General features: G+C 55.7%; 24 protein-coding genes. 13 read left to right on the forward strand and 11 right to left on the reverse strand.

The window, feature by feature from the left end:
- Positions 1–77 precede the first annotated feature (77 nt).
- From rlmKL to rmf, 6 genes are all read left to right on the forward strand, one after another.
- A complete protein-coding gene (gene rlmKL, locus EDF75_RS03630) occupies positions 78–2,183 on the forward strand; it encodes a bifunctional 23S rRNA (guanine(2069)-N(7))-methyltransferase RlmK/23S rRNA (guanine(2445)-N(2))-methyltransferase RlmL (RefSeq protein ID WP_133597106.1) in 2,106 nt (701 codons plus the stop codon).
- Between the two features lie 12 nt (positions 2,184–2,195).
- The gene (locus EDF75_RS03635; protein WP_133597108.1) at positions 2,196–4,103 is read left to right on the forward strand and encodes an ABC transporter ATP-binding protein; all 1,908 of its coding nucleotides are present in this window, start codon (positions 2,196–2,198) and stop codon (positions 4,101–4,103) included.
- A gap of 14 nt (positions 4,104–4,117) precedes the next feature.
- Positions 4,118–5,386 (forward strand): membrane integrity-associated transporter subunit PqiA, encoded by a 1,269-nt coding sequence (pqiA, locus tag EDF75_RS03640; protein WP_133597110.1) that lies wholly within the window; start codon positions 4,118–4,120, stop codon positions 5,384–5,386.
- Positions 5,376–7,013, forward strand: coding sequence for an intermembrane transport protein PqiB (gene pqiB / locus EDF75_RS03645; RefSeq protein WP_133597112.1), 1,638 nt, complete (start codon positions 5,376–5,378; stop codon positions 7,011–7,013). Before pqiA ends, pqiB begins: the two co-directional genes overlap by 11 nt.
- Complete coding sequence (pqiC, locus tag EDF75_RS03650; protein WP_133597114.1) at positions 7,013–7,576, forward strand: membrane integrity-associated transporter subunit PqiC; 564 nt, start codon at positions 7,013–7,015, stop codon at positions 7,574–7,576. Before pqiB ends, pqiC begins: the two co-directional genes overlap by 1 nt.
- Before the next feature lie 256 nt (positions 7,577–7,832).
- On the forward strand, positions 7,833–8,000 hold the full coding sequence (rmf, locus tag EDF75_RS03655) for a ribosome modulation factor (protein WP_004871568.1): 168 nt from the start codon (positions 7,833–7,835) through the stop codon (positions 7,998–8,000).
- A 65-nt stretch (positions 8,001–8,065) separates the two neighbouring features.
- Here the strand turns inward: rmf and fabA are convergent, their stop codons facing one another.
- Together fabA and EDF75_RS03665 are read right to left on the reverse strand one after the other, a co-directional pair.
- The gene (gene fabA / locus EDF75_RS03660) at positions 8,066–8,584 is read right to left on the reverse strand and encodes a bifunctional 3-hydroxydecanoyl-ACP dehydratase/trans-2-decenoyl-ACP isomerase (RefSeq protein ID WP_041144828.1); all 519 of its coding nucleotides are present in this window, start codon (positions 8,582–8,584) and stop codon (positions 8,066–8,068) included.
- Between the two features lie 69 nt (positions 8,585–8,653).
- Positions 8,654–10,411 carry an AAA family ATPase gene (locus EDF75_RS03665; protein ID WP_133597116.1) on the reverse strand — a complete coding sequence of 586 codons (1,758 nt, stop codon included), beginning with the start codon at positions 10,409–10,411 and terminating at the stop codon, positions 8,654–8,656.
- A gap of 185 nt (positions 10,412–10,596) precedes the next feature.
- Between EDF75_RS03665 and matP the strand changes: the two genes are divergently transcribed.
- Positions 10,597–11,049 carry a macrodomain Ter protein MatP gene (gene matP / locus EDF75_RS03670; RefSeq protein ID WP_041144830.1) on the forward strand — a complete coding sequence of 151 codons (453 nt, stop codon included), beginning with the start codon at positions 10,597–10,599 and terminating at the stop codon, positions 11,047–11,049.
- A gap of 103 nt (positions 11,050–11,152) precedes the next feature.
- On the opposite strand, the gene ompA is transcribed toward matP, so the two are convergent.
- The gene (ompA, locus tag EDF75_RS03675) at positions 11,153–12,223 is read right to left on the reverse strand and encodes a porin OmpA (RefSeq protein WP_133597118.1); all 1,071 of its coding nucleotides are present in this window, start codon (positions 12,221–12,223) and stop codon (positions 11,153–11,155) included.
- 352 nt (positions 12,224–12,575) lie between these two features.
- Positions 12,576–13,085 carry an SOS-induced cell division inhibitor SulA gene (sulA, locus tag EDF75_RS03680; RefSeq protein ID WP_133597120.1) on the reverse strand — a complete coding sequence of 170 codons (510 nt, stop codon included), beginning with the start codon at positions 13,083–13,085 and terminating at the stop codon, positions 12,576–12,578.
- A gap of 465 nt (positions 13,086–13,550) precedes the next feature.
- On the opposite strand from sulA, the gene EDF75_RS03685 reads away from it, so the two are divergent.
- Positions 13,551–14,150: a TfoX/Sxy family DNA transformation protein gene (locus EDF75_RS03685; protein ID WP_133597122.1), complete on the forward strand. Its 600-nt coding sequence runs from the start codon at positions 13,551–13,553 to the stop codon at positions 14,148–14,150.
- Between the two features lie 13 nt (positions 14,151–14,163).
- Here EDF75_RS03685 and yccS read toward each other — a convergent pair whose 3' ends face one another.
- Both yccS and EDF75_RS03695 read right to left on the reverse strand, forming a co-directional pair.
- Positions 14,164–16,299, reverse strand: coding sequence for a YccS family putative transporter (yccS, locus tag EDF75_RS03690; protein WP_133597124.1), 2,136 nt, complete (start codon positions 16,297–16,299; stop codon positions 14,164–14,166).
- Positions 16,300–16,316: 17 nt separating this feature from the next.
- Positions 16,317–16,763 carry a YccF domain-containing protein gene (locus tag EDF75_RS03695; RefSeq protein WP_041144834.1) on the reverse strand — a complete coding sequence of 149 codons (447 nt, stop codon included), beginning with the start codon at positions 16,761–16,763 and terminating at the stop codon, positions 16,317–16,319.
- 122 nt (positions 16,764–16,885) lie between these two features.
- On the opposite strand from EDF75_RS03695, the gene helD reads away from it, so the two are divergent.
- Positions 16,886–18,940: a DNA helicase IV gene (gene helD / locus EDF75_RS03700; RefSeq protein WP_133597126.1), complete on the forward strand. Its 2,055-nt coding sequence runs from the start codon at positions 16,886–16,888 to the stop codon at positions 18,938–18,940.
- Between the two features lie 28 nt (positions 18,941–18,968).
- Here helD and mgsA read toward each other — a convergent pair whose 3' ends face one another.
- Complete coding sequence (gene mgsA, locus EDF75_RS03705; RefSeq protein WP_041147568.1) at positions 18,969–19,427, reverse strand: methylglyoxal synthase; 459 nt, start codon at positions 19,425–19,427, stop codon at positions 18,969–18,971.
- A gap of 154 nt (positions 19,428–19,581) precedes the next feature.
- Here mgsA and EDF75_RS03710 point away from each other — a divergent pair, with 154 nt between their 5' ends.
- The gene (locus EDF75_RS03710; protein WP_133597128.1) at positions 19,582–19,995 is read left to right on the forward strand and encodes a CoA-binding protein; all 414 of its coding nucleotides are present in this window, start codon (positions 19,582–19,584) and stop codon (positions 19,993–19,995) included.
- Between the two features lie 33 nt (positions 19,996–20,028).
- Here the strand turns inward: EDF75_RS03710 and hspQ are convergent, their stop codons facing one another.
- Complete coding sequence (hspQ, locus tag EDF75_RS03715) at positions 20,029–20,346, reverse strand: heat shock protein HspQ (RefSeq protein WP_041144837.1); 318 nt, start codon at positions 20,344–20,346, stop codon at positions 20,029–20,031.
- A 59-nt stretch (positions 20,347–20,405) separates the two neighbouring features.
- A complete protein-coding gene (gene rlmI, locus EDF75_RS03720) occupies positions 20,406–21,581 on the reverse strand; it encodes a 23S rRNA (cytosine(1962)-C(5))-methyltransferase RlmI (RefSeq protein WP_172620479.1) in 1,176 nt (391 codons plus the stop codon).
- A 218-nt stretch (positions 21,582–21,799) separates the two neighbouring features.
- Here rlmI and EDF75_RS03725 point away from each other — a divergent pair, with 218 nt between their 5' ends.
- From EDF75_RS03725 to yccX, 3 genes are read left to right on the forward strand one after another with little or no spacing between them, the layout of a single operon-like run.
- On the forward strand, positions 21,800–22,354 hold the full coding sequence (locus EDF75_RS03725) for a YbhB/YbcL family Raf kinase inhibitor-like protein (protein ID WP_123707219.1): 555 nt from the start codon (positions 21,800–21,802) through the stop codon (positions 22,352–22,354).
- An 18-nt stretch (positions 22,355–22,372) separates the two neighbouring features.
- Positions 22,373–23,161 (forward strand): helix-turn-helix transcriptional regulator, encoded by a 789-nt coding sequence (locus EDF75_RS03730; protein ID WP_133597130.1) that lies wholly within the window; start codon positions 22,373–22,375, stop codon positions 23,159–23,161.
- A gap of 52 nt (positions 23,162–23,213) precedes the next feature.
- Positions 23,214–23,495 (forward strand): acylphosphatase, encoded by a 282-nt coding sequence (gene yccX, locus EDF75_RS03735; RefSeq protein ID WP_041144841.1) that lies wholly within the window; start codon positions 23,214–23,216, stop codon positions 23,493–23,495.
- Here yccX and tusE read toward each other — a convergent pair.
- Positions 23,492–23,821, reverse strand: coding sequence for a sulfurtransferase TusE (gene tusE / locus EDF75_RS03740; protein ID WP_041144842.1), 330 nt, complete (start codon positions 23,819–23,821; stop codon positions 23,492–23,494). The genes yccX and tusE overlap by 4 nt on opposite strands.
- A gap of 87 nt (positions 23,822–23,908) precedes the next feature.
- Complete coding sequence (gene yccA / locus EDF75_RS03745) at positions 23,909–24,568, reverse strand: FtsH protease modulator YccA (RefSeq protein ID WP_041144843.1); 660 nt, start codon at positions 24,566–24,568, stop codon at positions 23,909–23,911.
- Positions 24,569–24,651 lie beyond the last annotated feature (83 nt).

The following is a 24,651-nucleotide window of genomic DNA, read 5'->3' on the forward strand; positions in this document are numbered from 1 at the left end:
ATAAGCCTTTAACTTTATGACATAGGGCGCATATTGGCTATAATGCGCACCAATTTTCTTTTAGTAAAAGTGACGATATGAATTCTCTGTTTGCCAGTACGGCTCGTGGGCTTGAAGAGCTGTTAAAAACTGAACTGGAATCACTTGGCGCAGCGGACTGCCAGGTAGTCCAGGGCGGGGTCCATTTTCAGGGAGATACGCGCCTGCTGTATCAAAGCCTGATGTGGAGCCGGCTGGCCTCACGCATCATGCTGCCGTTAGGCCAGTGTAGCGTGTATAGCGATTTGGACCTGTACCTCGGCGTACAGGCCATTCCATGGACGGAGATTTTCACCCCTGACGCCACCTTCGCCGTCCATTTTAGCGGGCTGAACGATGAGATTCGCAACAGCCAGTACGGCGCGCTGAAGGTAAAAGATGCCATCGTCGACAGCTTTACGCGCAAAAATCTGCCGCGGCCGAACGTCGATCGCGAAAATCCCGATCTGCGGATCAACGTCTGGCTGAACAAAGAGACGGCGCACATCTCGTTAGATCTGAGCGGCGAAGGCCTGCATCTGCGCGGCTACCGCGACGGTACCGGGATGGCGCCAATCAAAGAGACGCTCGCCTCGGCGATCGTCATGCGTTCCGGCTGGGTGCCGGGTACGCCGCTGCTCGATCCGCTGTGCGGTTCCGGTACGCTGCTGATCGAAGCCGCAATGCTGGCGACCGATCGCGCTCCAGGCCTGCATCGCGGCCACTGGGGCTTCAACGGCTGGCTCCAGCACGATGATGCGGTATGGCAAGAGGTTAAAACCGAAGCCCAGACCCGCGCTCGCGCAGGCATCGCGGCGTATGAATCCCGTTTCTACGGTTCCGATGTCGACGCGCGGGTGATTGAACGCGCGCGCAGCAACGCCCGTCGCGCGGGCGTCGGCGAGCTGATTACGTTTGCCGCTAAAGACGTTGCTCAGCTGAGCAACCCGCTGCCGAAAGGCCCGTACGGAACGGTGATCGGTAACCCGCCGTACGGCGAGCGTCTGGAGAGCGAGCCGGCGCTGATTGCCCTGCACAGCCTGCTTGGCCGGACGATGAAAAGCCAGTTTGGCGGCTGGAACCTATCGCTGTTCAGCGCTTCTCCGGATCTGCTGAGCTGCCTGCAGCTGCGGGCCGACAAGCAGTTTAAGGCTAAAAACGGCCCGCTGGACTGCGTGCAGAAAAACTATCACATTGCCGAAAACGAAGGCGGTAAAGCGGTTTCGCTTGCCGAAGATTTCGCCAACCGTCTGCGTAAAAACCTGAAGAAATTTGAGAAATGGGCGCGCCAGGAAGGTATCGAATGCTACCGCCTGTATGATGCCGATCTCCCGGAATATAACGTCGCTATCGACCGCTACGGCGAGTGGGTGGTGGTGCAGGAGTACGCGCCGCCGAAAACGGTCGATGCGCATAAAGCCCGCCAGCGCCTGTTTGATATTATCGCCGCGACGATTTCGGTCTTAGGTATCGCGCCGAATAAGCTGGTGTTGAAAACCCGCGAACGGCAGAAAGGCAAAAACCAGTACCAGAAAATGGCCGAAAAAGGCGATTTTATCGAGGTGCAGGAGTATAACGCCCGGCTGTGGGTCAACCTGACCGATTACCTCGATACCGGCCTGTTCCTCGACCACCGCATCGCGCGGCGCATGCTTGGCGAGATGAGCAAAGGCAAAGATTTCCTCAACCTCTTTGCCTATACCGGCAGCGCCAGCGTTCATGCCGGTCTCGGCGGCGCGCGCTCGACGACCACCGTCGATATGTCGCGCACCTACCTCGAGTGGGCCGAGCGAAATCTGCGCCTCAACGGCTTAACCGGCCGTTCGCACCGCCTGATGCAGGCCGACGTGCTGGGCTGGCTGCGCGAGAGCGATGAACAGTTCGACCTGATCTTTATCGATCCGCCGACGTTTTCTAACTCAAAGCGTATGGAAGAAACCTTCGACGTACAGAGCGATCACCTGCGCCTGCTGACCGATCTTAAACGTCTGCTGCGCAAAGGCGGCACGATTATGTTCTCGAACAATAAACGCGGTTTCCGTATCGATCATGACGGGCTGGCACAGCTTGGCCTGAAAGCGCAGGAAATTACGCAAAAAACGCAATCTCAGGATTTTGCCCGTAACCGTCAGATTCACAACTGCTGGCTGATTACCGCAGCCTGAAAGGAATAAAGAATGTCATTGATTAGTATGCATGGTGCCTGGCTCTCCTTCAGCGACTCTCCGCTGCTGGATAACGCCGAGTTGCATATCGAAGATAACGAGCGCGTGTGCCTGGTTGGGCGTAACGGCGCGGGCAAATCCACCCTGATGAAGATCCTCAACCGCGAGCAGGGTCTGGATGACGGGCGCATTATTTATGAACAGGATCTGGTCGTTGCGCGTCTGCAGCAGGATCCGCCGCGCAATATTGCGGGTACCGTGTACGACTTCGTTGCCGAAGGCATCGAAGAGCAGGCGGCGTATCTTAAAGGCTATCACGACGTTTCGCGTCTGGTGATGACCGACCCGAGCAACAAAAATTTAAACGAGCTGGCGCGTCTGCAGGATCTGCTGGATAACCTCGGTCTGTGGCAGCTGGAGAGCCGCATTAACGAAGTGCTGGAGCAGCTGGGCCTCGATGCCAACGCCGAGCTGGCTTCGCTGTCCGGCGGCTGGCTGCGTAAAGCGGCCCTCGGCCGCGCGCTGGTTAGCGGCCCGCGCGTGCTGCTGCTGGATGAACCGACTAACCACCTCGATATCGAAACTATCGACTGGCTGGAAGGCTTCCTGAAGACCTTCAAAGGCACCATTATTTTCATTTCGCACGACCGTTCATTTATTCGCAATATGGCCACGCGGATCGTCGATCTCGATCGCGGCAAGCTGGTGACCTATCCGGGCAACTACGATCAGTATCTGCTGGAAAAAGAAGAAGCGCTGCGCGTTGAAGAGCTGCAGAACGCGGAGTTCGATCGCAAGCTGGCGCAGGAAGAGGTCTGGATCCGTCAGGGGATCAAAGCGCGTCGTACCCGTAACGAAGGCCGCGTGCGCGCCCTGAAGGCGATGCGTCGCGAGCGCGGCGAGCGCCGCGAAGTGATGGGCAGCGCGAAGATGCAGGTAGAAGAGGCGTCACGCTCGGGCAAAATCGTCTTCGAGATGGAGAACGTTGACTACCAGGTTGGCGGCAAGGTGCTGGTCAAAGACTTCACGGCGCAGATCCAGCGCGGCGACAAAATTGCCCTGATTGGCCCTAACGGCTGCGGTAAAACGACCCTGCTGAAGCTGATGCTCGGTCAGCTGCAGGCGGACAGCGGACGGGTTCACGTCGGCACCAAGCTGGAAGTGGCCTACTTCGATCAGCACCGCGCCGAGCTGGATCCGGACCGCACGGTGATGGATAACCTCGCTGAAGGCAAGCAGGAAGTCTTGGTTAACGGTAAGCCGCGCCACGTGCTGGGCTATCTGCAGGACTTCCTGTTCCATCCGAAGCGGGCGATGACGCCGGTTCGCGCGCTCTCCGGCGGGGAGCGTAACCGCCTGCTGCTGGCGCGTCTGTTCCTGAAGCCCAGCAACCTGTTGATTCTCGATGAACCGACCAACGACCTGGATGTCGAAACTCTGGAGCTGCTGGAAGAGCTTATCGACGGCTATCAGGGCAGCGTGATGCTGGTCAGCCACGATCGTCAGTTCGTCGATAACACCGTCACTGAATGCTGGATCTTCGAAGGTGAAGGGCGCATCGGTCAGTACGTTGGCGGCTACCACGACGCGCGCGGACAGCAGTCTCAGTCTTTGGCGCAAAAACAGTTCGTGGCTAAAAAAAACGTTGAAGCAACGCCGCCGAAAACGGAAAGTGTCAAACGCGCAGCGAGCAAACTAAGCTATAACCTGCAGCGTGAGCTGGAGCAGCTGCCGCAGCGTCTGGAAGAGCTGGAGGCCGAGCTGCAGAGCTTGCAGGATCAGGTTGCCGACGCCTCCTTCTTTGGTCAGTCGCATGACCATACGCAGCAGGTGCTGGCGCAGCTGTCTGAAGCTGAACAGGCCCTGGAAAAGGCCTTTGAGCGCTGGGAATATCTCGAAGGATTAAAAAACGGCGCATAAGCTGAGGAGTTTTCATGTGCGATCATCATCATGCTGCGCGGCATATCCTGTGTCCACAATGTGATCTGCTGGTGGCTTTGCCCCAGCTGGAGCATCGCCAGAAAGCCGTATGTCCGCGCTGCGGAACAACGTTAACGACTTCATGGGACGCGCCTCGGCAGCGTCCCACAGCCTATGCGCTGGTCGCGTTGTTTATGCTGCTGCTGGCAAACCTGTTTCCCTTCGTCTACATGAACGTTGGGGGACTCAACAGTGAAATTGAGCTGCTGGAGATCCCCAACGTGCTGTTTAGCGAGAATTACGCCAGCCTCGGCACCTTCTTTCTCCTTTTTGTGCAGCTGGTGCCGGCCTTTTGCCTGATAACCATTCTGCTGTTGGTCAACCGCGTGCGGATGCCCGCAGCGCTAAAGGCGTTTCTGGCGCGAATTCTGTTCCACCTCAAAACCTGGGGAATGGCGGAAATCTTTCTCGCCGGGGTGCTGGTGAGCTTCGTGAAGCTCATGGCCTACGGCGATATTGGCGTTGGCCTAAGCTTTTTTCCCTGGTGTATGTTCTGCCTGCTGCAGCTGCGCGCGCTACAGTGCGTGGACCGGCGCTGGCTGTGGGACGACATCGCGCCAATGCCTGCGGTTAAACAGCCGCTGAAGGTTGGCGTGACGGGGATTCGCCAGGGCCTGCGCTCCTGCTCCTGCTGTACGGCCGTTTTACCCGCTGACGCCGCGGTATGCCCGCGCTGTCAGACGAAAGGGACGGCGCGGCGCAAGCATAGCCTGCAGTGGACGCTGGCCCTGCTGATCACCTCGTGCCTGCTCTATCTCCCCGCCAATATCATGCCCATTATGATAACCGACCTGCTGGGCGATAAAATGCCGTCGACGATCATGGCCGGGGTGATCCTGCTGTGGAGCGAAGGATCGTATCCGGTGGCGCTGGTGATATTCATCGCCAGTATTATGGTGCCGACGTTGAAAATGCTCGCGATTGGCTGGCTGTGCTGGAACGCCAACGGCAATGGTTCGCGTGATTCAGAGCGCATGCATCTGATTTATGAAGTAGTGGAGTTTGTTGGCCGCTGGTCAATGATTGATGTCTTTGTCATCGCTGTACTCTCGGCGCTGGTGCGCATGGGAGGGTTGATGAATATCTATCCTGCGATAGGGGCGGTGATGTTCGCGCTGGTTGTTGTGATGACAATGTTTTCAGCGATGACGTTCGACCCTCGTTTGTTGTGGGACCGTGAACCAGATTCAAGCCATGAGGAAATACAGCAGCATGGAAAATAATAGCGGAGAAGCAAAAGTGCAAAAGGTGAAGAACTGGTCACCAGTATGGATCTTCCCCATCGTCACTGTGCTAATCGGCGCGTGGATTCTTTTTTATCACTATAGCCATCAGGGGCCGGAGGTGACGCTGATCACCACCAACGCCGAGGGCATTGAGGGTGGTAAAACCCGGATTAAAAGCCGCAGCGTTGACGTCGGTGTGGTAGAAACCGCCACCCTTACGGACGATCTGACGCACGTAGAGATTAAGGCTCGCCTGAACTCCGGTATGCAGAAGCTTTTGCATCAGGACTCGGTGTTTTGGGTAGTAAAGCCGCAGGTGGGGCGTGAAGGGATCAGCGGCCTTGGGACGCTGTTGTCCGGAGCCTATATTGAGCTTCAGCCTGGAACGAAAGGGGCGGATGCTGCGCAGTACCCGCTGCTGGACTCTCCGCCGCTGGCCTCGCCGGATGCGAAGGGTATCCGCATTCTGCTGGAAAGCAATAAAGCCGGCCAGCTCTCTCCCGGCGATCCGGTGCTCTTTCGCGGCTATCGGGTGGGGTCGGTCGAGACCAGCACCTTCGATCCGCAAAAGCGTAATATTACCTATCAGCTGTTCATCAACGCGCCAAACGATCGCCTGGTGACTACCAACGTTCGTTTCTGGAAAGATAGCGGTATTGCCGTGGATCTGACCTCGGCCGGGATGCGGGTGGAAATGGGCTCGCTGTCGACGCTGTTTGGCGGCGGGGTGAGTTTTGATATTCCGGAAGGGCTGGATCTTGGCGAACCGGTCGCGAACAAGACCGGCTACCATCTTTTTGATGACCAGAAAAGTATTCAGGATTCGGTCTTTACCCAGCACATCGACTACGTGATGTTCTTCAAAGATTCGATCCGCGGGCTTCAGCCCGGCGCGCCGGTGGAGTTCCGCGGGATACGTCTGGGCACGGTCGGCAAGGTACCGTTCTTTATTCCTGGGCTGCATCAGCGGCTGAATGACGATTATCGCATTCCGGTAGAGGTGCGCATTGAGCCGGAACGGCTGATCAACCAGCTTGGTGACGATCCGAATATTCGCACCCATATGGACGATCTGATCAATCGCGGCCTGCGCGGATCGCTGAAAACGGGCAACCTGATTACCGGCGCGCTGTTTATCGATCTCGACTTCTATCCGAAAGCGCCTCCGCGCGGCAGTATGCATGAGTTTGGCTCGTATCCGATCATTCCGACGGTCAGCGGCGGTCTTGCGCAAATTCAGCAGCGCCTGATGGATGCGCTGGATAAGATTAACAATCTACCGATTAACCCGCTGCTGGAGCAGGCGACCAGTACGCTGGCGCAGAGCGAAAAAACGATGCAGCACGTTCAGGCAACGCTGGATAGCCTGAATAAGATCACCTCAAGCCAGTCGATGCAGCAGCTGCCGGGCGATATGCAGAATACGCTGCGCGAGCTGAACCGTAGTATGCAGGGCTTCCAGCCGGGGTCAGCGGCGTACAATAAGATGGTTGCGGATATGCAGCGACTGGATCAGGTTCTTCGTGAACTGCAGCCGGTACTGAAAACGCTCAATGATAAGAGCAACGCGCTGGTATTTGAGGCCAAGGGTAAAAAAGATCCGCAGCCGAAGGGAGCGAAATAATGAAAAAGTGGTTAGTAGCGGCAGCGGTATGCGCGCTGGCGGCCTGCAGCAGCAGCGGGGAGGATAAAACCTACTATCAGCTGCCGGTCGTCCAAAGCGGTGCGCAAAGCGCCGCCCATCAGGGGAAGAACCTGCTGTGGGTTGAACAGGTCACTATCCCGGACTATCTGGCGGGCAACGGGGTGGTCTACCAGACCACCGACGTGCAGTACGTTATTGCGAGTAATAATCTGTGGGCCAGCCCGCTCGATCAGCAGCTGCGCACCACCCTGGTTGCGAATTTAAGCAATCAGCTGCCCGGCTGGGTAGTGGCATCGCAGCCGCTGGGCAACGAGCAGGATACGCTTAACGTTTCCGTTAACGGCTTCCATGGCCGTTATGACGGGCGAGTTATCGTCAGCGGAGAGTGGCTGCTGAAGCACCAGGGGCAGCTGATTAAGCGTCCGTTTAATATTGAGCTTAAGCAGCAGCAGGACGGCTACGACGCGATGGTAAAAACGATGGCCCAGGCCTGGACTCAGGAAGCGACCGCTATTGCCAATGAGCTGAATCGCCTGCCATAAGTATAATTAATGAAGCTAAATAGCCGCCGTGGTCTGAAAAACCACGGCGGTTTTTTTATTTGTTTCGTCAGCTTGTTACTTGTGCTGGTTCACAGTTTTTGTACAAATGAACTTTCATGTAGCTCACAAATATGACAATGGCGTGAATTTTGCGCATTGACGTGACCTCAGATTCGCGGTATTCGTTAACCGTGGTTGCATATTTAGTGACCACTGTTTTCTTTTCCACCAGATCAAAGAATGAGGGAAACGAGGCATGAAGAGACAAAAACGAGATCGCCTGGAACGGGCACATCAACGTGGATATCAGGCCGGGATAACCGGAAGATCGAAAGAAATGTGTCCCTACCAGACCCTGAATCAAAGGTCCTACTGGCTAGGAGGCTGGCGAGAAGCCATGGAGGACAGGGTACAAACTGCCTGACTGTCTCTTTAAAAAAGAAGCCTCCGCCAAGCGGGGGCTTCGCCTTTTTTAAGCGTTACTGCTTATCAGAACGCAGAAGTGTCCTGGAACAGGCCCACTTTCAGATCGGCTGCGGTGTAGATCAGACGATCGTCAACCAGCACTTCACCATCCGCCAGGCCCATAATCAGACGACGGTTAACAACGCGTTTAAAGTGAATACGATAGGTCACTTTCTTCGCAGTCGGCAGCACCTGGCCGGTGAATTTAACTTCACCCACGCCCAGCGCGCGGCCTTTGCCTTCGCCACCGAGCCAGCCCAGATAGAAGCCAACGAGCTGCCACATTGCGTCCAGGCCCAGACAGCCCGGCATCACCGGATCGCCGATAAAGTGGCAGCCGAAGAACCACAGGTCCGGGTTGATATCGAGTTCTGCTTCGACATAACCTTTATCGTAGTTGCCGCCGGTTTCGCTCATTTTGATGACGCGGTCCATCATCAGCATACTTGGCGCGGGCAGCTGCGGGCCTTTTGCGCCAAACAGTTCACCACGGCCAGAGGCAAGAAGGTCTTCTTTCGTATAGGATTCGCGTTTATCTACCATGTTTTCAGTAAGCCTTATTTTGAGTTCGGGACGCAGGATAGCTAACACGTGTAAGCTGAACAAGTCCGATCAGTTAGAACCTGAACCACCTAACCAGCGTAGCGGCCACGGAAAACGATGACGACTCTCTTGCTGCGTCGCCTGCGCAATCCGCTCCTGAATGGTTTGGCGTAAAGTTTGCCCTTCACCATCCCACAACAGCTGGGTCAGCATAGGCAGCGCTTCCGTAACGTCTTCCACCGCCCAGATGAAAAACTTCTCTTCAGCGACAGCCTGCTGTAGTTCGGGCGCCAGGCTCAGATGGCGAACATTCGCCGCAGGAATGATGACCCCCTGTTTGCCGGTCAGCTCGCGCTGCTGGCAAATGGTGAAGAAGCCTTCAATTTTTTCGTTAAGCCCGCCTACCGGCTGTACGCGGCCGAACTGATCGACTGAGCCGGTGACGGCGATACTTTGGTTAATAGGCACGCCGGCCAGGGCGCTGATTAAAGCGCACAGTTCGGCCATGGAGGCGCTATCGCCGTCCACTTCGCTGTAGGATTGCTCGAAGGTCAGCGATGCGGAGAAGGGGAGCTGCTGCTCGAGTTCCAGTTCGGACATCAGGAACGCCTGCATAATCATCATGCCTTTGGCATGGATGTTACCGCCCAGCTCGGCCTTGCGCTCAACGTCGATGAATTCACCGTCGCCGATATGGACGACACAGCTGATGCGCGACGGCTCGCCAAAGGCCCGCGGATGACCGGGGAATTCGATCACCGACAGCGCGTTGATTTGCCCGATGCATTCGCCATCGGTCTCAATCAAAATTTGCTCTTGCAGGATTTCGTCCTGGATCCGCTCGGCAAGATAGCCTTCGCGCCATTCACGACGAGCCAGCATGGTCTGCATCTCTTCCGCGGAGATAAACTCACCTTCGCTGAAAGCAGCGGCTTCGCGCAGCTGGCGGGCAATCCACAGCGGACACAGCGGCAGCGTTTCCTGATCGCCGGTATAGCGTGCGCCTTCCTGAATCAGCAGCGGCCAGGCATCGGCGGCCGGCCCAGGCAGCTCAAGCTGCTGTGCGTTTTGCCATACCCACTGACACCACTGTTTCAGGGTGTCGCCGTCGGCGATTTGCAGGTTGTCTTCATACTCGCTGTAAATCGCCTGGGCCGAGAGCTCAGGTTCCATATCCTGAAAATCAGCCAATGAATCGCGTTCACCGACCAGAATAATCTTCAGATTGAGCGGCATCGACGGAATGCTGACCGGCAGCGGGCGAGACTCATCAATGGAGAGCCAGTCGAAGCGCTGGCGGGTAACGATGTTCTTCAGGCGCATCCACAGCAGCGGTTGGGCTAATAACGCGCGCAGGGCGATAATAAGCACGCCGCCGTTGCTGCGATGGACCAGACCCGGCTGCAGGGATATTTCGCCGTTAAACTGGCGCACGCAGCCAAAAAGCTGCTCTGCTTCAATCCAGTCGGCAGATTCAACCGGCGCGGTGCTGGCAAAATTATCATCGGCGCTTTTGGCTGGCGAAAGGGTGACGTTTCCACCGTTAACCTGGTAGCGCACGCCGTAGAGCGGCGCGGCCGGTTGGTATAGGCTGCGGGTCTCTGCCGCTAACCACTGCAGGTATTCCGGCTCTTCCGGGGCCTTAACCAGCATGAACGGTGAAATGGTCGGAGTCACCAGTAGCTGCTCCAACGCATAGAATAAACGGGGCTGCAGTTCGCCTGACAGGGAAGTCTCTGGCTGGGCTAAATCAGCTTGTGCAAACAGCGCCTGATAACTTTCCGTATCAGGAGCAAGGTCGTTTCGGGTAAGTTTCGTAATGGTCAAAGTCGCTGTTTTTTAGTGAGATGTAAAACGCGCGATTATACCTTATGCCGCGTCCGAGCACACGGAGGATCGTGTTTGCGTTAACGATAACGACGCAACGCATATCACGAATGATGATTTATTCTCAGCACATCGAGAAAAAACTGATATCCTGAAGTGAGTTACACGGTCACATTGAGATCGCAATGAAATATCAACAACTGGAAAATCTTGAAAGCGGCTGGAAATGGAAATACCTGGTTAAAAAGCACCGGGAAGGTGAGCTGATTACCCGCTATATTGAAGCCAGCGCAGCGCAAGCCGCGGTCGATGTCTTGCTGACGCTCGAAAATGAACCGGTTTTGGTGAACACCTGGATTGATCAGCATATTAATCCGGAGCTAATGAACCGGATGAAGCAGACTATCCGCGCGCGTCGCAAGCGTCATTTTAACGCTGAGCATCAGCATACGCGTAAAAAGTCTATCGACCTGGAGTTTGTGGTTTGGCAGCGTCTCGCGGGTCTGGCGCAGCGACGGGGAAAAACGCTGTCGGAAACTATCGTACAGCTGATTGAGGACGCTGAGCATAAAGAGAAGTATGCCAGCAAGATGTCCAGCCTGAAGCACGACCTGCAGGTATTGCTGGGTAAAGAGTAGTCCGCAAAGCTGATAGCGCGATGCGCGAGCGTTTTTCGCATTGACGCTAAATTTGAGACAAAAAAAACCCCGCATCAGCGGGGTTTTTTATCGGTAGTAAAACTTAAGCCTGCGGCTGAGCTACTACTTCTTTGTAACCTTTAACTTCGATCTCTACGCGACGATCCGGACCCAGGCAATCGATCAGTGCAGCGCGAGCTTTCACGTTGTCACAGGTGTTGCCAGTAACTGGGTTGGATTCGCCCATACCGCGAGCGGAGATTTTACCAGCCGGGATACCTTTAGATACCAGGTAATCAACAACGGACTGAGCACGTTTCTCAGACAGCTGCTGGTTGTAAGCGTCAGAACCGATGCGGTCAGTGTAGCCCAGAACAACTGCGGAACCGTCTTTCGGATCCATGTTGCTCAGCTGGGTGTACAGCTGATCCAGAGCCTGCTGGCCTTCCGGTTTCAGAGTAGATTTGTTGAAGTTGAACAGTACGTCAGACTTCAGAGTGAAGTGCTTGGTAGTCACTTCCGGAGCCGGAGCCGGAGCAGGAGCTACAACCGGAGCTGCTTCTTCCTGACCGAAACGGTAGGAAACACCTACGCTCAGCATGCCGTTATCAGGACGTGCGCCAACGGTACCTGCATCACCGATGTTGTTAACCCACTGGTATTCCAGACGGGTAGCGATGTCGCGAGTCATTGCCCACTCGATACCACCAGCAAATACCGGGGATACGCCAGTGTCGTGTTCGCTGCGGGAAGTACCGGTAGAACCGTAGTTGCCGTCAGCATCTGCACGCCAGACCATACCACCCAGACGGGTGTAGATGTCCAGATCGTCAGTGATCGGGTAACCCAGTTTAGCAGTCAGCTGAACGCCCTGAGCTTTGAAAGCACCGTTATCAACGCTGCCTTTATATGCTACGCGGCCCAGCCAGTCGTAACCCATTTCAAAACCAAGGTACGGGTTAACCTGGTAGCCACCGAACGCACCAGCACCGAGCTGGCTGTTGTGGGTTGGGCCATTGTTGCCCTGGAAACCGTTACCGTAGAAACCGGTATCGTGATACTGGGACCAGCCCAGTTTACCACCTGCATACCAGGTGTTATCTTTCGGTGCGGCCTGCGCTACGGTAGCGAAGCCAGCCAGTGCCACTGCAATCGCGATAGCTGTCTTTTTCATTTTCTGCGCCTCATTATCATCCAAAATTCGCCATGAAGGTACAAAAGACCTCACGGTTAGATCCTTCACCCGGGGCGTGACTTGTTGTTAACTATGCTGATACATGCAGCGTAAGCCGATCACCCCTGGCGATGTAAAGTCTACAACTTAGTTCGAAACTTACAAGTGTGAACTCCGTCAGGCATATGAAAAAAAAGGGTTGTATACACAATATTTAACAAATATGGTTGGTTTTCGTTCACCGGAGAAACCTGCGAGACCGCATCAGACAGGCATCCGCACAAAAACAACCCTCACAGAAGTATGCCTTTGGACTGCGCAAAAATAATTCTAGGATTAATCCTAATTTGCCTTAGTGATACAAATTAGAGTGAATTTTTAGCCCGCTCAGTTGTCTCCCATGCTGGCTCGTATTTCCTACAGGCCTCATGATGAACCCCATTGCATGACCTTCTTCCGCGGCACTAACCAGCCGTTCATGTTCTTCGGCCGTCAGCTCATCAGCCAGCCAGCCGATTACCACGCTATAGTTACCCGTACGCAGGGCGCGAATCATTGACTCTACCGTGTTGTAAGGGGAGAGCTGGTTTATCTGCATGACTTTCGACAGCGGCAGGCCGGAGGATTGCACCCACTCGCGGCTCAGCTTCTGTTTTGGCGTGAGCCAGAGCTGCCAGCGGGATTGCTGACCCAGCTGCTGTAATAAAGGAAGCAGCAGCAACTGCGTCATCATCGGCTGATCTTCACGGTAGACAATCTCACTAATCAGCCCGCTGGCTGGTTGTTCGACGGCGTCATGGGATTGGCGACGTACTGAAGCAGAAGTCAGTGATGAACGATTTGCGTAAGCTGAAGTAAGCATTGTCTATTTCCGCCTGTGGTTACTGTATGCATATACAGTATATCCGGGCGGTGAAAAGATCAACCTCATTTATCGTGTCCTCGCTCGAAATTTGTTCGACGTTGTCGGCCATGCCCGCCACGACCTGCTCTCGTCAGGCTCAAGCCGTGGCATAAATTTTTGCGCAATAAGCAGCAAGCCGTGCGAGCCTGGTCGCACATTTTTTTGAAGCTCCAGGTTTAGAGTCGCTCTCCTTGAGTACAAACTATTTGTGCCACTATTAATTAATGCTCCGTTTATATTTTATCTTTAATACATCAGGTTTCACGCAGGCGTAATTTCTTGAAAGCACCTCGCAAAATGGTGAGTTGATTGAGCCGAACGTTAAAATCATCTTGCTGCAATAAAGGAACTCACTTATTTTCTGAACTAACGGATCCGTTAACTAAATGACTTAGTATTCGCATGATTAACCAAGGAATAATCATGAAAAAAATATCATCCCTACGGTTTCATAAATTTCAGAAGTGCTTGTCGCCATTAGGAAAAATAATCTGCCGTCCTTTGTTTGGTGGCTATAGCCTGGCAATAGACAACACCGTATTTGCGATGGTTGCAGAGGGGGAGATCTATCTTAAGATTTGTGAGCAGGGCGCCGCATATTGCGTGGCTCATGAAAATCAGCTTTTAAAAATGCGAAAGAACGGGCGGCCAATTTTGCTTAAATATTATCAGATAAATGAAACGCTTTGGTGTGACAGTAAAATGCTTTTCAAACTATCGTCGCTTTCATTGCAGGCGGCGCAAAAGGAAAAAAACCAGCAGCGTTATTCCGGCAGGTTGAAAGATCTGCCAAATATTAGTTTTCATATGGAGCTACTATTAATTAACTCGGGAGTAATAGATCAGCAGGCGCTGCGTCATATTGGAGCACAGCGTGCGTGGCTAAAGCTGCGAGAGTCGAATAAGGCCGTGACGCTGAATATTCTCTATTCACTGGAAGGGGCGATTACCGGCGTTCACGCCGCTGCGCTCCCGACGGCACGGCGTCAGGAGCTGCAGGAGTGGGCTCTTAACCAGCGGTAAGGCTGGCCGCGATTTACTCTGACCGAACTGCCACCTGCTGCTGCAGGCGGCAGATTTCCGGTAATAGCGCTAATAGCAGACCGATTTGCTGGAGCACCAGCGGCTCTTTGCTATCGGCGCGAGGTTCGAGGTGTTGGATCCGGGTTTGCAGGCGGATGAGTGCCTGCTGTACCCGCTGTTCGTCGGCCGGTGAATGATGGAGTGCATCATCTACGTAGCAGACGGCGTCATCCAGCAGCGCCAACGTCTCCGGCGTGGTCAGCTTCTCCCGGTGCGCCCCCAGCGCTGAAATGTAGCTGGTAAAGGTATGATTCAGGCAGAGCAAGCGGAAGGCCGTTTCACGAATATCGACATTAGCCCGGGGCTCCGTTGATAAATTTGATACTACTGAAGCCAGCTCACCGTCCCGGCTATGGGCATCCCGTCGCGCAACCCGATACGCCAGGCGGTTATCGCGCCCCTGGTGATACTGTTCAAGAATGGCGTCGAGGTATCGGCAGTTGGCGTTTATGGCCTGATCCAGAACCCGCGGCAGGTTACGGAATTTCCAGTCCGGCCAAATAAAGCTGACCGCAGCCCAGGCGATCGCACAGCCGATGAGGGTATCGAAGATGCGCGGCAGAGCGACTTCAAAGCCTTCCCCCAGCAGATTAAAGCAGAGCAGAACCAGTAGGGTAATAAACATTGTGGCATGGGCATATTGTACGTTGCGAAAGGCAAAGAACAGGACGCCGGTAAGGACGATCAGCAGCAGCTGGCCTTCGACCGAGGGTACCAGCAGCAGTATTGGTAGACCAATAGCCACCCCCACCAGGGTGCCAATAATCCTCAGGGCCAGGCGGTGACGGGTGGCGTTATAGTTTGGCTGACAAACAAACAGGCTGGTCAGCAGTATCCAGTAGCCGTGATTTAGCCCGGTTAGCTGGATAAACGCGTAGCCTGCGCACAGTACCAGCGACATCCTCACCGCGTGGCGAAAGAGGGCCGATTCCGGTGACAGGTTGCGGCGTAAGCGCAGCCAGATATCGCTGAAGCCGCTAAGACGGTCCTCTGCGAGTAAATTTTCCGTGGTCCCGTGCGCGGGTGCGGCAACCTGAGCGGACTCGATGGTTGCGAGCTGAGCGTCAATGGCTCTCAGGTTATTCAGCAGGAAGCCCAGCGCTTTGACCTGCTCTAACGGCTCTCCGCTGGCCCGTACGCGGTCGAGCGCGGCGTCAAGATGCATAAATGCGCGCTCGAAATGCGCATCGTGCTGGTAGGGTTCGCGCAGCAAAATAGCACGGGATAACTTCTGACACGCCTGAGCCTGCATCGATAGCATGCGCTGAAAGCGGAACATGATGTCACTGTAGCGAAAACGGTCGCGGAGCGTTTGGTACTGGATATGCGATGAGCTGGCGCGTTCGTGGATATCCTGGGCAACGAAGTAATACTGCAGCGTCCGTCGGGTACCTCGCTGCCCGCGGTCGCCGCGCAGGCGGGTGAGCAGCGAGGTTTTTGTCTGGTTAAGCGTCGTAACCAGCTGGCCATTGGCGATTGCCAGATCGTAGAGTGGCGCCTGACTTTCGTCTTCAATATCCGGGTCAAACATGCGTGATTTGAGATCCAGATAGCGCGCCAGCAGCTCATAGCTGCGCGCAAGGTTGTCCTGAAGCGGGCGAATCGGGAAAATTATATGTCCGGCCAGCGTCAGCAGGTTGTACCAAACGGCACCGGTCAGCAAAAATAACGGCTGCAGATACCAGCGATCGTAGAGCGTGACCCCCAGCATGGTGTAGATAGCGATCAGCAGAGCGCCGAAGGCAATAGTGGCGTAACGCTGCCCCAGACCGCCGAGCAAAATAAACCCGGTGGTCGAGAGGGTTAAACCGATAGCAAATAGCCACGGCCAGGGAAAGAGCAGCTCCACCGAAGCCGATGCGATAAAAAAGCACACCAGGGTGATGGCCAGATTGCGTAACCGCCCGGTCAGGCGGTCGTCGAGATCGGTTAACGCGGCGGCAACGACCCCGAGCGTTAATGGAATCGTTAGTTTTACTTCGCCAAGCCACCATGGAACGGCGGTTGTGCCGCAAAGCGCGATGAAAATCCTGGCGTTATAGAGCCAGGCGCTGTTCCATGTATAACGGCGTAGCAGGGGGCTAAGCATGTCAGTATTCCGTCCGATTACTGGAAGCGACGGCGCGCATTCGCTTCACGCGCGGCGCGGGCGGTTTCGACGGAAACAACCCTGCGTCCCACGGGCCACAGCGCAATAGCGGCAATTTTAAAGTTAGCAATGCCCACCGGGATACCGATAATGGTCAGGCACTGGGCGATACCGCTAAAGATATGCATCAGGCACAGCCACCAGCCGAAGAAAATAAACCATAGAATATTCAGCACGGTACCGCCTGCGTTCAGCAGGCTATTTTTGCCCTGCGGCTCGAGCTCATCGACGTGAATGGCTTCATTCCCATAGGGTAAAAGAGAGAGTCGGGTAATTTCCCAGCATGAGCGGGTCAGCGGCAGCGTGAAGATCAGAATGATGCTGACCAGCGTCGCCAGCAGCCATCCCAGCGTAGTGGCGAAACCGCCGAGGATAAAGTTCAAAATATTCAGAATGGTACGCATAAACCCTCCGTTCACTCCTGTGGATAATAAGACCCGGCCATTGTAACGTTTTTTACGCTGGAGCACCCGGTCACTGGCGGTTAAACTTAAAAACATCCAACCTGATTGAAATTCGGCATGATATGGAACTTAAAGCGACAACATTGGGCAAACGCATGGCGCAGCATCCCTATGATAGGGTGCAGCTGCTTAACGCCGGGGTAAAAGTTTCCGGCGATAGCCACGAGTATCTTATACCTTTCAATCAGTTATTGTCAGTTCATTGTCGGCGTGGGCTGGTCTGGGGCGAGCTTGAGTTCGTACTGCCGGATGGCAAGGTCGTGCGTTTGCATGGTACCGAATGGAATGAAACTCAGCGTTTCTTTCATCATCTGAATACGCTATGGCAGCAGTGGAGCGCGGACATGAGCGCCATTGCCGCCGAGGTGCTGAGCCAGCAGCTGGCTGAGATCGCCCGCTCCAGCGCAGAGGGCAAGTGGCTGACCCGTCAGCAGGTCAGCGAGGTGCAGGGAAAAATTCGGCGGGCGCTCACCGGACTGCCGATACCGACCAGCCGGCTTGACGCTTTCGACAACTGCCGCGAGCTGTGGCGTCAATGTCAGAGCTGGCTGGGTGATACCGAGGTGGCCCGGCTGGCCCACAATCAGGCTTTCACGGCCTCGATGCTCGAGCAGTACGGCGCATTTTTTGCGGGCGTGGAGTCGTCACCGCTTAACCCGGCGCAGGCGCGAGCGGTAGTGAACGGCGAGCGCTCTCTGCTGGTGCTTGCCGGGGCCGGCAGCGGCAAGACCTCGGTGCTGGTTGCCCGTGCCGGATGGCTGCTGACCAGAGGTGAAGCGGCGGCGGAGCAGATCCTGCTGCTGGCGTTTGGTCGTCAGGCGGCGCAGGAGATGGATGAGCGCATTCGCGAGCGGTTGGGCTCCGAAGATATTTCGGCGCGGACGTTTCACTCCCTGGCTCTGCATATCATCCAGCAGGGCAGTAAAAAAGTACCGTCTATTAGTCGGCTTGAGAGCGACGGTCCGGCGCGCCAGGCGCTGCTGCTGAAAAACTGGCAGCAGCAGTGCCGGGAGAAAAAAGCTCACGCCAAAGGTTGGCGACAGTGGCTGGAAGAAGAGATGGGCTGGCAGGTTCCGGAAACCGATTTCTGGCAGGACAAAAAAATAGAGCGGCGAATGGCGAGCCGTCTCGATCGCTGGGTCAGCCTGATGCGTATGCACGGCGGTTCACAGGCGGAGATGATCGCCGGCGCGCCGGAGGATATACGCGAGCTTTTTGCTAAGCGCGTAAAATTAATGGCTCCGCTGCTGAAGGCGTGGAAAACGGCGCTGAAAGAGGAAAATGCGGTCGATTTCTCCGGCCTGATCCATCAGGCCATCAATATTCTTGATAAAGGACGCTTTGTCAGCCCGTGGAAGCATATTCTGGTCGATGAATTTCAGGATATTTCACCGCAGCGGGCTTCGCTGCTGGCCGCGCTGCGCCGGCAGAATACCCAGGCCACGCTATTTGCGGTCGGCGACGACTGGCAGGCAATCTATCGCTTCAGCGGCGCCCAGCTTTCGCTGACCACCGCGTTCAATCACTATTTTGGCGAAGGGGACTGCTGCGCGCTGGATACCACGTACCGATTTAATGGCCGCATTGGCGAAGTGGCGAACGGTTTTATTCAACAGAACCCACACCAGCTGAGCAAGCCGCTCAACAGCCTGACCGCCGGGGATAAAAAAGCCGTTACGCTGCTGGCGGACGATAAGCTTGATGATTTGCTCGATAAGCTGAGCGGCTATGTGAAAGCGGATCAGCGGATCCTGCTATTGGCGCGCTACCATCATCTGAAACCCGCCGCGCTGGAGAAGGCCGCTACGCGATGGCCGAATCTGCAGCTCGATTTTATGACGATCCATGCCAGCAAAGGGCAGCAGGCAGATTACGTGATTGTCCTTGGGCTTCAGGATGGCGATGATGCGTTCCCGGCTCCGGCGCGAGAGTCGATCATGGAAGAGGCGCTGCTGCCGCAGCCGGAGGATTTTCCCGATGCAGAAGAGCGGCGCTTGCTGTACGTTGCCGTCACGCGTGCGCGTCTTCGCGTTTGGCTGCTGTTCAACAAAGAGCGGCCGTCCGCGTTTGTGGAGATGCTGGAAGCGCTGGATGTACCGGTAGCAAGAAAACCTTAACGGCTGGCGGCCTGGCCGCCAGCAGGGGCTACTTAAGGCGTTCCGCCAGGTAACGCTGATAATCCGGGATCAGAATATCGAGAGGCTCGCCAAAGTGCGGCGACAGGATAATAAAGTCGGCGGTTGAGGCATTGGTCGCAACGGGAATATTCCATACCGTCGCCAGACGCAGCAGCGCCTTAACGTCCGGGTCGTGAGGCACGGCGTTTAGCGGATCCCAGAAGAAAATCAGCACATCAATTTTCCCCTCTGCAATCAGCGCGCCGACCTGCTGGTCGCCGCCCATCGGGCCGCTGAGCATCGCGTTCACTTCAAGCCCGGTTGCCCTGGAGATAAGGTTTCCGGTGGTACCCGTTGCGTAGAGTTCGTGTTGAGCCAGCAGCGCCTGGTGGCGAGCAACCCACTTCATCAGCATATCTTTACAGTGATCGTGAGCAACCAGAGCGATATGTTTGCGCGCGGGTAGCGTACGTGTCGTCAGTTCCATAATTTCATTCCACATTTTAGCCTGCAGACAGATTACTGGAAGTGACTGCTGCTGCAAGCATCAGGGTGAAAAATTTTGACGTAGCCGCGAGTCAGGGCAGATGGCCGGTTAGCCCGGATTAGCTTACACTTGGGCTAAATAGCGGGAGGATAAAATGAAAGAGAACGATATCGCAGGTATTCTGACCTCAACCCGGACGATTGCGCTGGTGGGAGCCAGTGACAAACCGGACCGCCCAAGCTACCGGGTGATGAAGTATCTGCTGGAGCAGGGGTATCACGTGATCCCGGTTTCACCGAAGGTGGCGGGTGAAACCCTCATGGGGCAACAGGGTTACGCAACGCTGGCAGATGTTGCGGAAAAAGTGGATATGGTCGACGTCTTTCGCAACTCCGATGCGGCGCTGGGCGTTGCTCAGGAGGCCATTGCCATCGGTGCGAAAACGCTGTGGCTGCAGCTAGGCGTGATTAACGAGCAGGCGGCTGTTCTGGCACGAGAGGCAGGGCTAAACGTGGTGATGGATCGCTGTCCGGCGATTGAAATCCCGAGATTAGGTCTGGCGAAGTAAATAAAAAACCCCGCCGTTGCGGGGTTTTTTCTGCTAGTTGCGCAGTCGAGGCGCCTGAAGCTGCTGGCGAATGGTCCTTGCCAGCTCATCCATTGACGGCTGCTCAGGATGCTCATCGCTGGGCTCGCTGCTGAGCTGCGCTTCGGCAAGATAGGTATGAACGGGCTGACCATCCTCATCTTCCATCACCACATGATACCAGGGCAGCGCCCGCAGCTCGTCGTTGGCCGCAATTTCATCCTCCGCCGGTTCTGCAAGCGAATATTCTGGATCGATATCAACGACCACGCCGAGGAAGCCTAACAGAGTATGGCGAACCTGCTGGCCGATACCGAATTTGCTGGCAATCATAGGCACCTCCTGGGAAACGTTATTACCTGCTATATGCGGGCAACGTTGCGCTTTTCAAGTTACATGATGCGGCAGGCAAACCCTTTCAGATACAGACCTTCCGGGTAGGTTGCGATCACGGGATGGTCGGCAGCCTGGCGGAACTGTTCTATAAATTGTACATCACGTCCGGCGTCAATTGCGGCATCGGCGATGATTTTCTGAAATAAATCGGTAGCCATCAGGCCCGAGCAGGAGAAGGTCAGCAGGATCCCGCCGGGATTGAGCAGCTGGATAGCCAGCATGTTGATATCTTTATAGCCGCGACAGGCGCCCATCAGTTGGCTTTTATTCTCAACAAACTTCGGCGGGTCCATCACGATCACATCAAATTTTTCATTCTGGTCACGATACTTACGCAGCAGCTTAAAGACGTCATCGCGGACAAATTCAGCTTTGGAGAGATCGAGCTGGTTCAGTTCGATATTCTGCTTCGCCACGTCCAGCGCTTCCTGAGAGGTGTCGACGCTGATCACCTGGCTGCAGCCGCCCATCAGGGCAGAAACGGCGAAACCGCCGGTATAGGAGAAGCAGTTGAGGACGCGTTTGTCGGCAACATAGCGGCGGGTCGCCAGGCGGCTATCGCGCTGATCGAGATAGTAGCCGGTTTTGTGGCCGCCCTGAATATCCACCAGCAGCTGCATTCCGTGCTCGGTGATGGGCAGCAGCGCAGGCGGCATTTCGCCGGTAACCAGGCCCTGCGCCAGATCCAAACCCTCTTTTTTACGTACCGCGACATCGCTGCGATCGTAGATGGAGCAGGTCGGGAACAGCGTTTGTAGCGCGCTAACGATGGAGGCGCGCTGATATTCTGCGCCAGCGCTAAGCAGCTGCAGAACAAAAAAATTGCCGAAGCGGTCGATAGTCACGCCCGGAAGCCCGTCAGACTCGCCGGCAATCAGACGATAGCTGTCGAGGCCATCGCGCTCCGCCAGCCATTCGCGCCAGGTTTGCGCCTGCTGCAGACGGCGTTCGAAAAAGGCAATATCGATCTCCTCGCTGCGGTCAAAACTCCAGACGCGCGCGCGGATCTGCGACGACGGAGAGAACGCGCCGCGAGCAAGCCATTTCCCCTGCGAATCAACGATATCGATAGTTTCGCCGGAACGGGCTTTACCTTCCATACGGGCGACGGCGCCGGAGAAAATCCAGGGATGGCGACGCAGCAGGGATTTCTCGCGTCCTTTGGTCAACACTAAGCGGGGGAAAATGGAATCTGTCATGGGGCTACCTTTAGCAACGGGAATGTCGGCACCGAAAAATGGCGCGTAGGTTAGCACATGTCGCCGCCGCAAGCACCATGCCCGCTGCGCCAGCAGGTGAGCGTTTCGGCACAAAACACAGGCACTTTGGCACAATAAAAATCACCCGCGGATCTTACAGTGTTTTCCTCAACCCAATGGAGGAAAATGCAATGAAAACAGGATCCGGCTTAGCAGCGGTTTTGATGTTAGCGATAAGCGGCAGCGCGGCAGCGGCGCAGTTTCAGGTCACCAGCGGCGATATGCGGGATGAAGGCAGCCTCGCTCAGGTACATTGGTTCAGCGGTTTTGGCTGCACCGGCGGCAACGTCTCGCCGCAGCTGGCCTGGAAAAACGCGCCGTCGGGGACCCGCAGCTTTGCCGTCACCGCCTACGATCCGGATGCACCAACCGGCAGCGGCTGGTGGCACTGGACGGTGGTGAATATCAGCAGCAGCGTGACGAGCTTAGCCGCTGGTGCCGGAGATAAAAACAGCGCTAAACTGCCGGGCGGAGCGGTTCAGGGACGCAATGATTTTGGCTATGCCGGATTTGGCGGCGCCTGTCCACCCGCCGGCGATAAGCCTCACCGCTACCGCTTTACCGTGTGGGCGCTTGATACGCCGACATTACCCATTGATGCCCAGGCCAGCGGTGCGCTGGTCGGATTTATGTTGCATAGCCACGCTATCGCCAGCGCGCAGCTGACGGCAAGGGCAGGGCGCTAACCCCGTAAGGATGGCCAGATGCAGAATATAAACTTTCGCCATAACGCCTTAACCGCGGCGGAAATTACCTCCAGGCGCCTGTATAAACTGCATCGCGTGACGCTATTTACCCCCGCTCTGTGTCGGGTCAATCGCGGCAGCAAGATTATCGTTCAGGGCGTTAGCCAGATGCTGGCTACGCCGCAGCAGCTGATTATTCTGCCCGCCGATCTTGAGCTCGAGGTAATTAATCAGCCGGATAACGGGCTGTTTCGCTCCGATCTGCTCTCTCTGACGCCGGACCTGCTGGCGGATTTTAAAGCCCGCTATATGAGCGAGCCGCAGCCCGGGCGACTCACCTCCCTGTGCGCACCGGCGACCTCGGACCTGCTGTTTATGTGGCAAAACGTCCTGCAGGCGGTGCGCAGCGGGCTGTCGGCGGAGCTGCAGCATCATCAGGCTATGGGGCTGCTGCTGGCGCTGCATCAGGCGGGCTACGCCGGGCCGCTGCTCAATGAGCGACAGCAGAATCTGAGCGGCCAGGTACGGCAAATTATCATGCTGTCGCCCGCGCAGGCCTGGAGCGTCCCGCGGGTGGCGAAGATGCTGTTTCTTGGGGAATCGACGCTGCGCCGTCGCCTGCAGCAGGAAGATCAAAGTTTTCGCCAGATTGTTGAGGAGGTGCGTATGGCCTATGCCCTCGGCCAGCTACAATCGACCTCATTACCGATAGGCGAAATCGCCGTGAACAGCGGCTATCAGTCCGGTTCGCGCTTCACGGCGCGCTTTCGTCAGCACTATGGCCTGTTGCCGAAGCACGTACGCTAGCCAGAATTTGCTATTCTCAGCATAGAGTTATTGGCAACAAAGGAGATCAATCATGGCGACGCTCTGCACGATGGCATGGGTATACGGTTCAGTTCAGGGGGTAGGCTTTCGCTACACGACGCAGCGGGAGGCGCTACGCTTAGGACTGACGGGTTACGCGCGCAATCTTGACGACGGCAGCGTAGAGGTGCTGGCCTGCGGCGAGGCGGAGCAGGTAGCGGCGCTGGTGAGCTGGCTGAAGGAGGGCGGGCCCCGCAGCGCGCGGGTCGACCGGGTGCACACCGAGCCCCATCAACCCACCAGAGAGTGGCAAAAGTTCTCTATTCTGTACTAGATGCATTTCACCGGTTTGGGCAGCCCGGCAATTTTCGTTGCCTGTTTGGCGGGGCCTTTGGGGAACAGGCGGTAGAGATAGCGGCTGTTGCCTTTCTCCTCGCCGAACTTATTTGCCATCGCCTTCACCAGCATCCGAATGGCCGGCGAGGTGTTGAACTCCAGATAAAAGTCGCGGACAAAACGCACGACCTCCCAGTGTTCAGTCGACAGAACAATACCTTCCCGCTCGGCGATGGCGGTTGCCAGGGCTTCGCTCCAGAGGGTGGTATCCTTCAGATAGCCTTCGCTATCGGTCTCAATTTCATTGCCTTCAAAGATAAACATAATTCTTCACATACCGCTAAAACTGGCGGCAGTTTAGCAAAAAAAAAGGCCCCGCATAAGCAGGGCCCGAGAAGAACGCGAGAGAGATTAGTCTTTGCTGGCGAAGCCCAGAATGCTGAGCAGGCTGACAAAGATGTTGTACAGCGACACGTACAGGCTCACGGTGGCGCGGATATAGTTGGTTTCACCGCCGCGGATGATGTTGCTGGTTTCAAACAGAATGGCGCCGGATGAAATCAGAATAAACACCGCGCTGATTGCCAGATGCAGAGCCGGCAGCTGCAGGAAGATATTCGCCACCATACCGATCAGCACCACCACTACGCCTGCCATCAGCATTCCGCCAAGGAAAGACATATCTTTGCGGGTCGTGAGCACATAGGCCGAGCAGCAGAAGAACACCAGCGCCGTACCGCCCAGCGCCAGGCCGATCAAGTCTCCCATACCCGCCGACAGATAGGCGTTAAGCATCGGCCCAAGGATATAGCCCAGGAAGCCGGTAAAGGCGAAGGCCGCGAGGATGCCCGATGGCTTGTCGGCCAGCTTATAGGTCAGGAACATCAGCCCGTACATGCCGACCAGGGTCAGAATTAGCCCGGGAGACGGCAGCATCAGGACCGTGCTTGCCGTTGCCGTAATGGCAGAAAATGCCAGCGTCAGGCTGAGCAGGAAATAGGTGTTCCGCAGAACTTTGTGCGTGCTGAGCAGCGATGAACGGTCACGCGACGACGTAATTATACGATCCATGAGTCACTCTCTTATGACAGATGTTATTAATAACGAAGCATAAAAAAACCACGCCAGAAGCCATAGTGCTTTTACCCATCTTT

The organism is Klebsiella sp. BIGb0149 (assembly GCF_004362605.1).
Taxonomy (GTDB): domain Bacteria; phylum Pseudomonadota; class Gammaproteobacteria; order Enterobacterales; family Enterobacteriaceae; genus Klebsiella; species Klebsiella terrigena.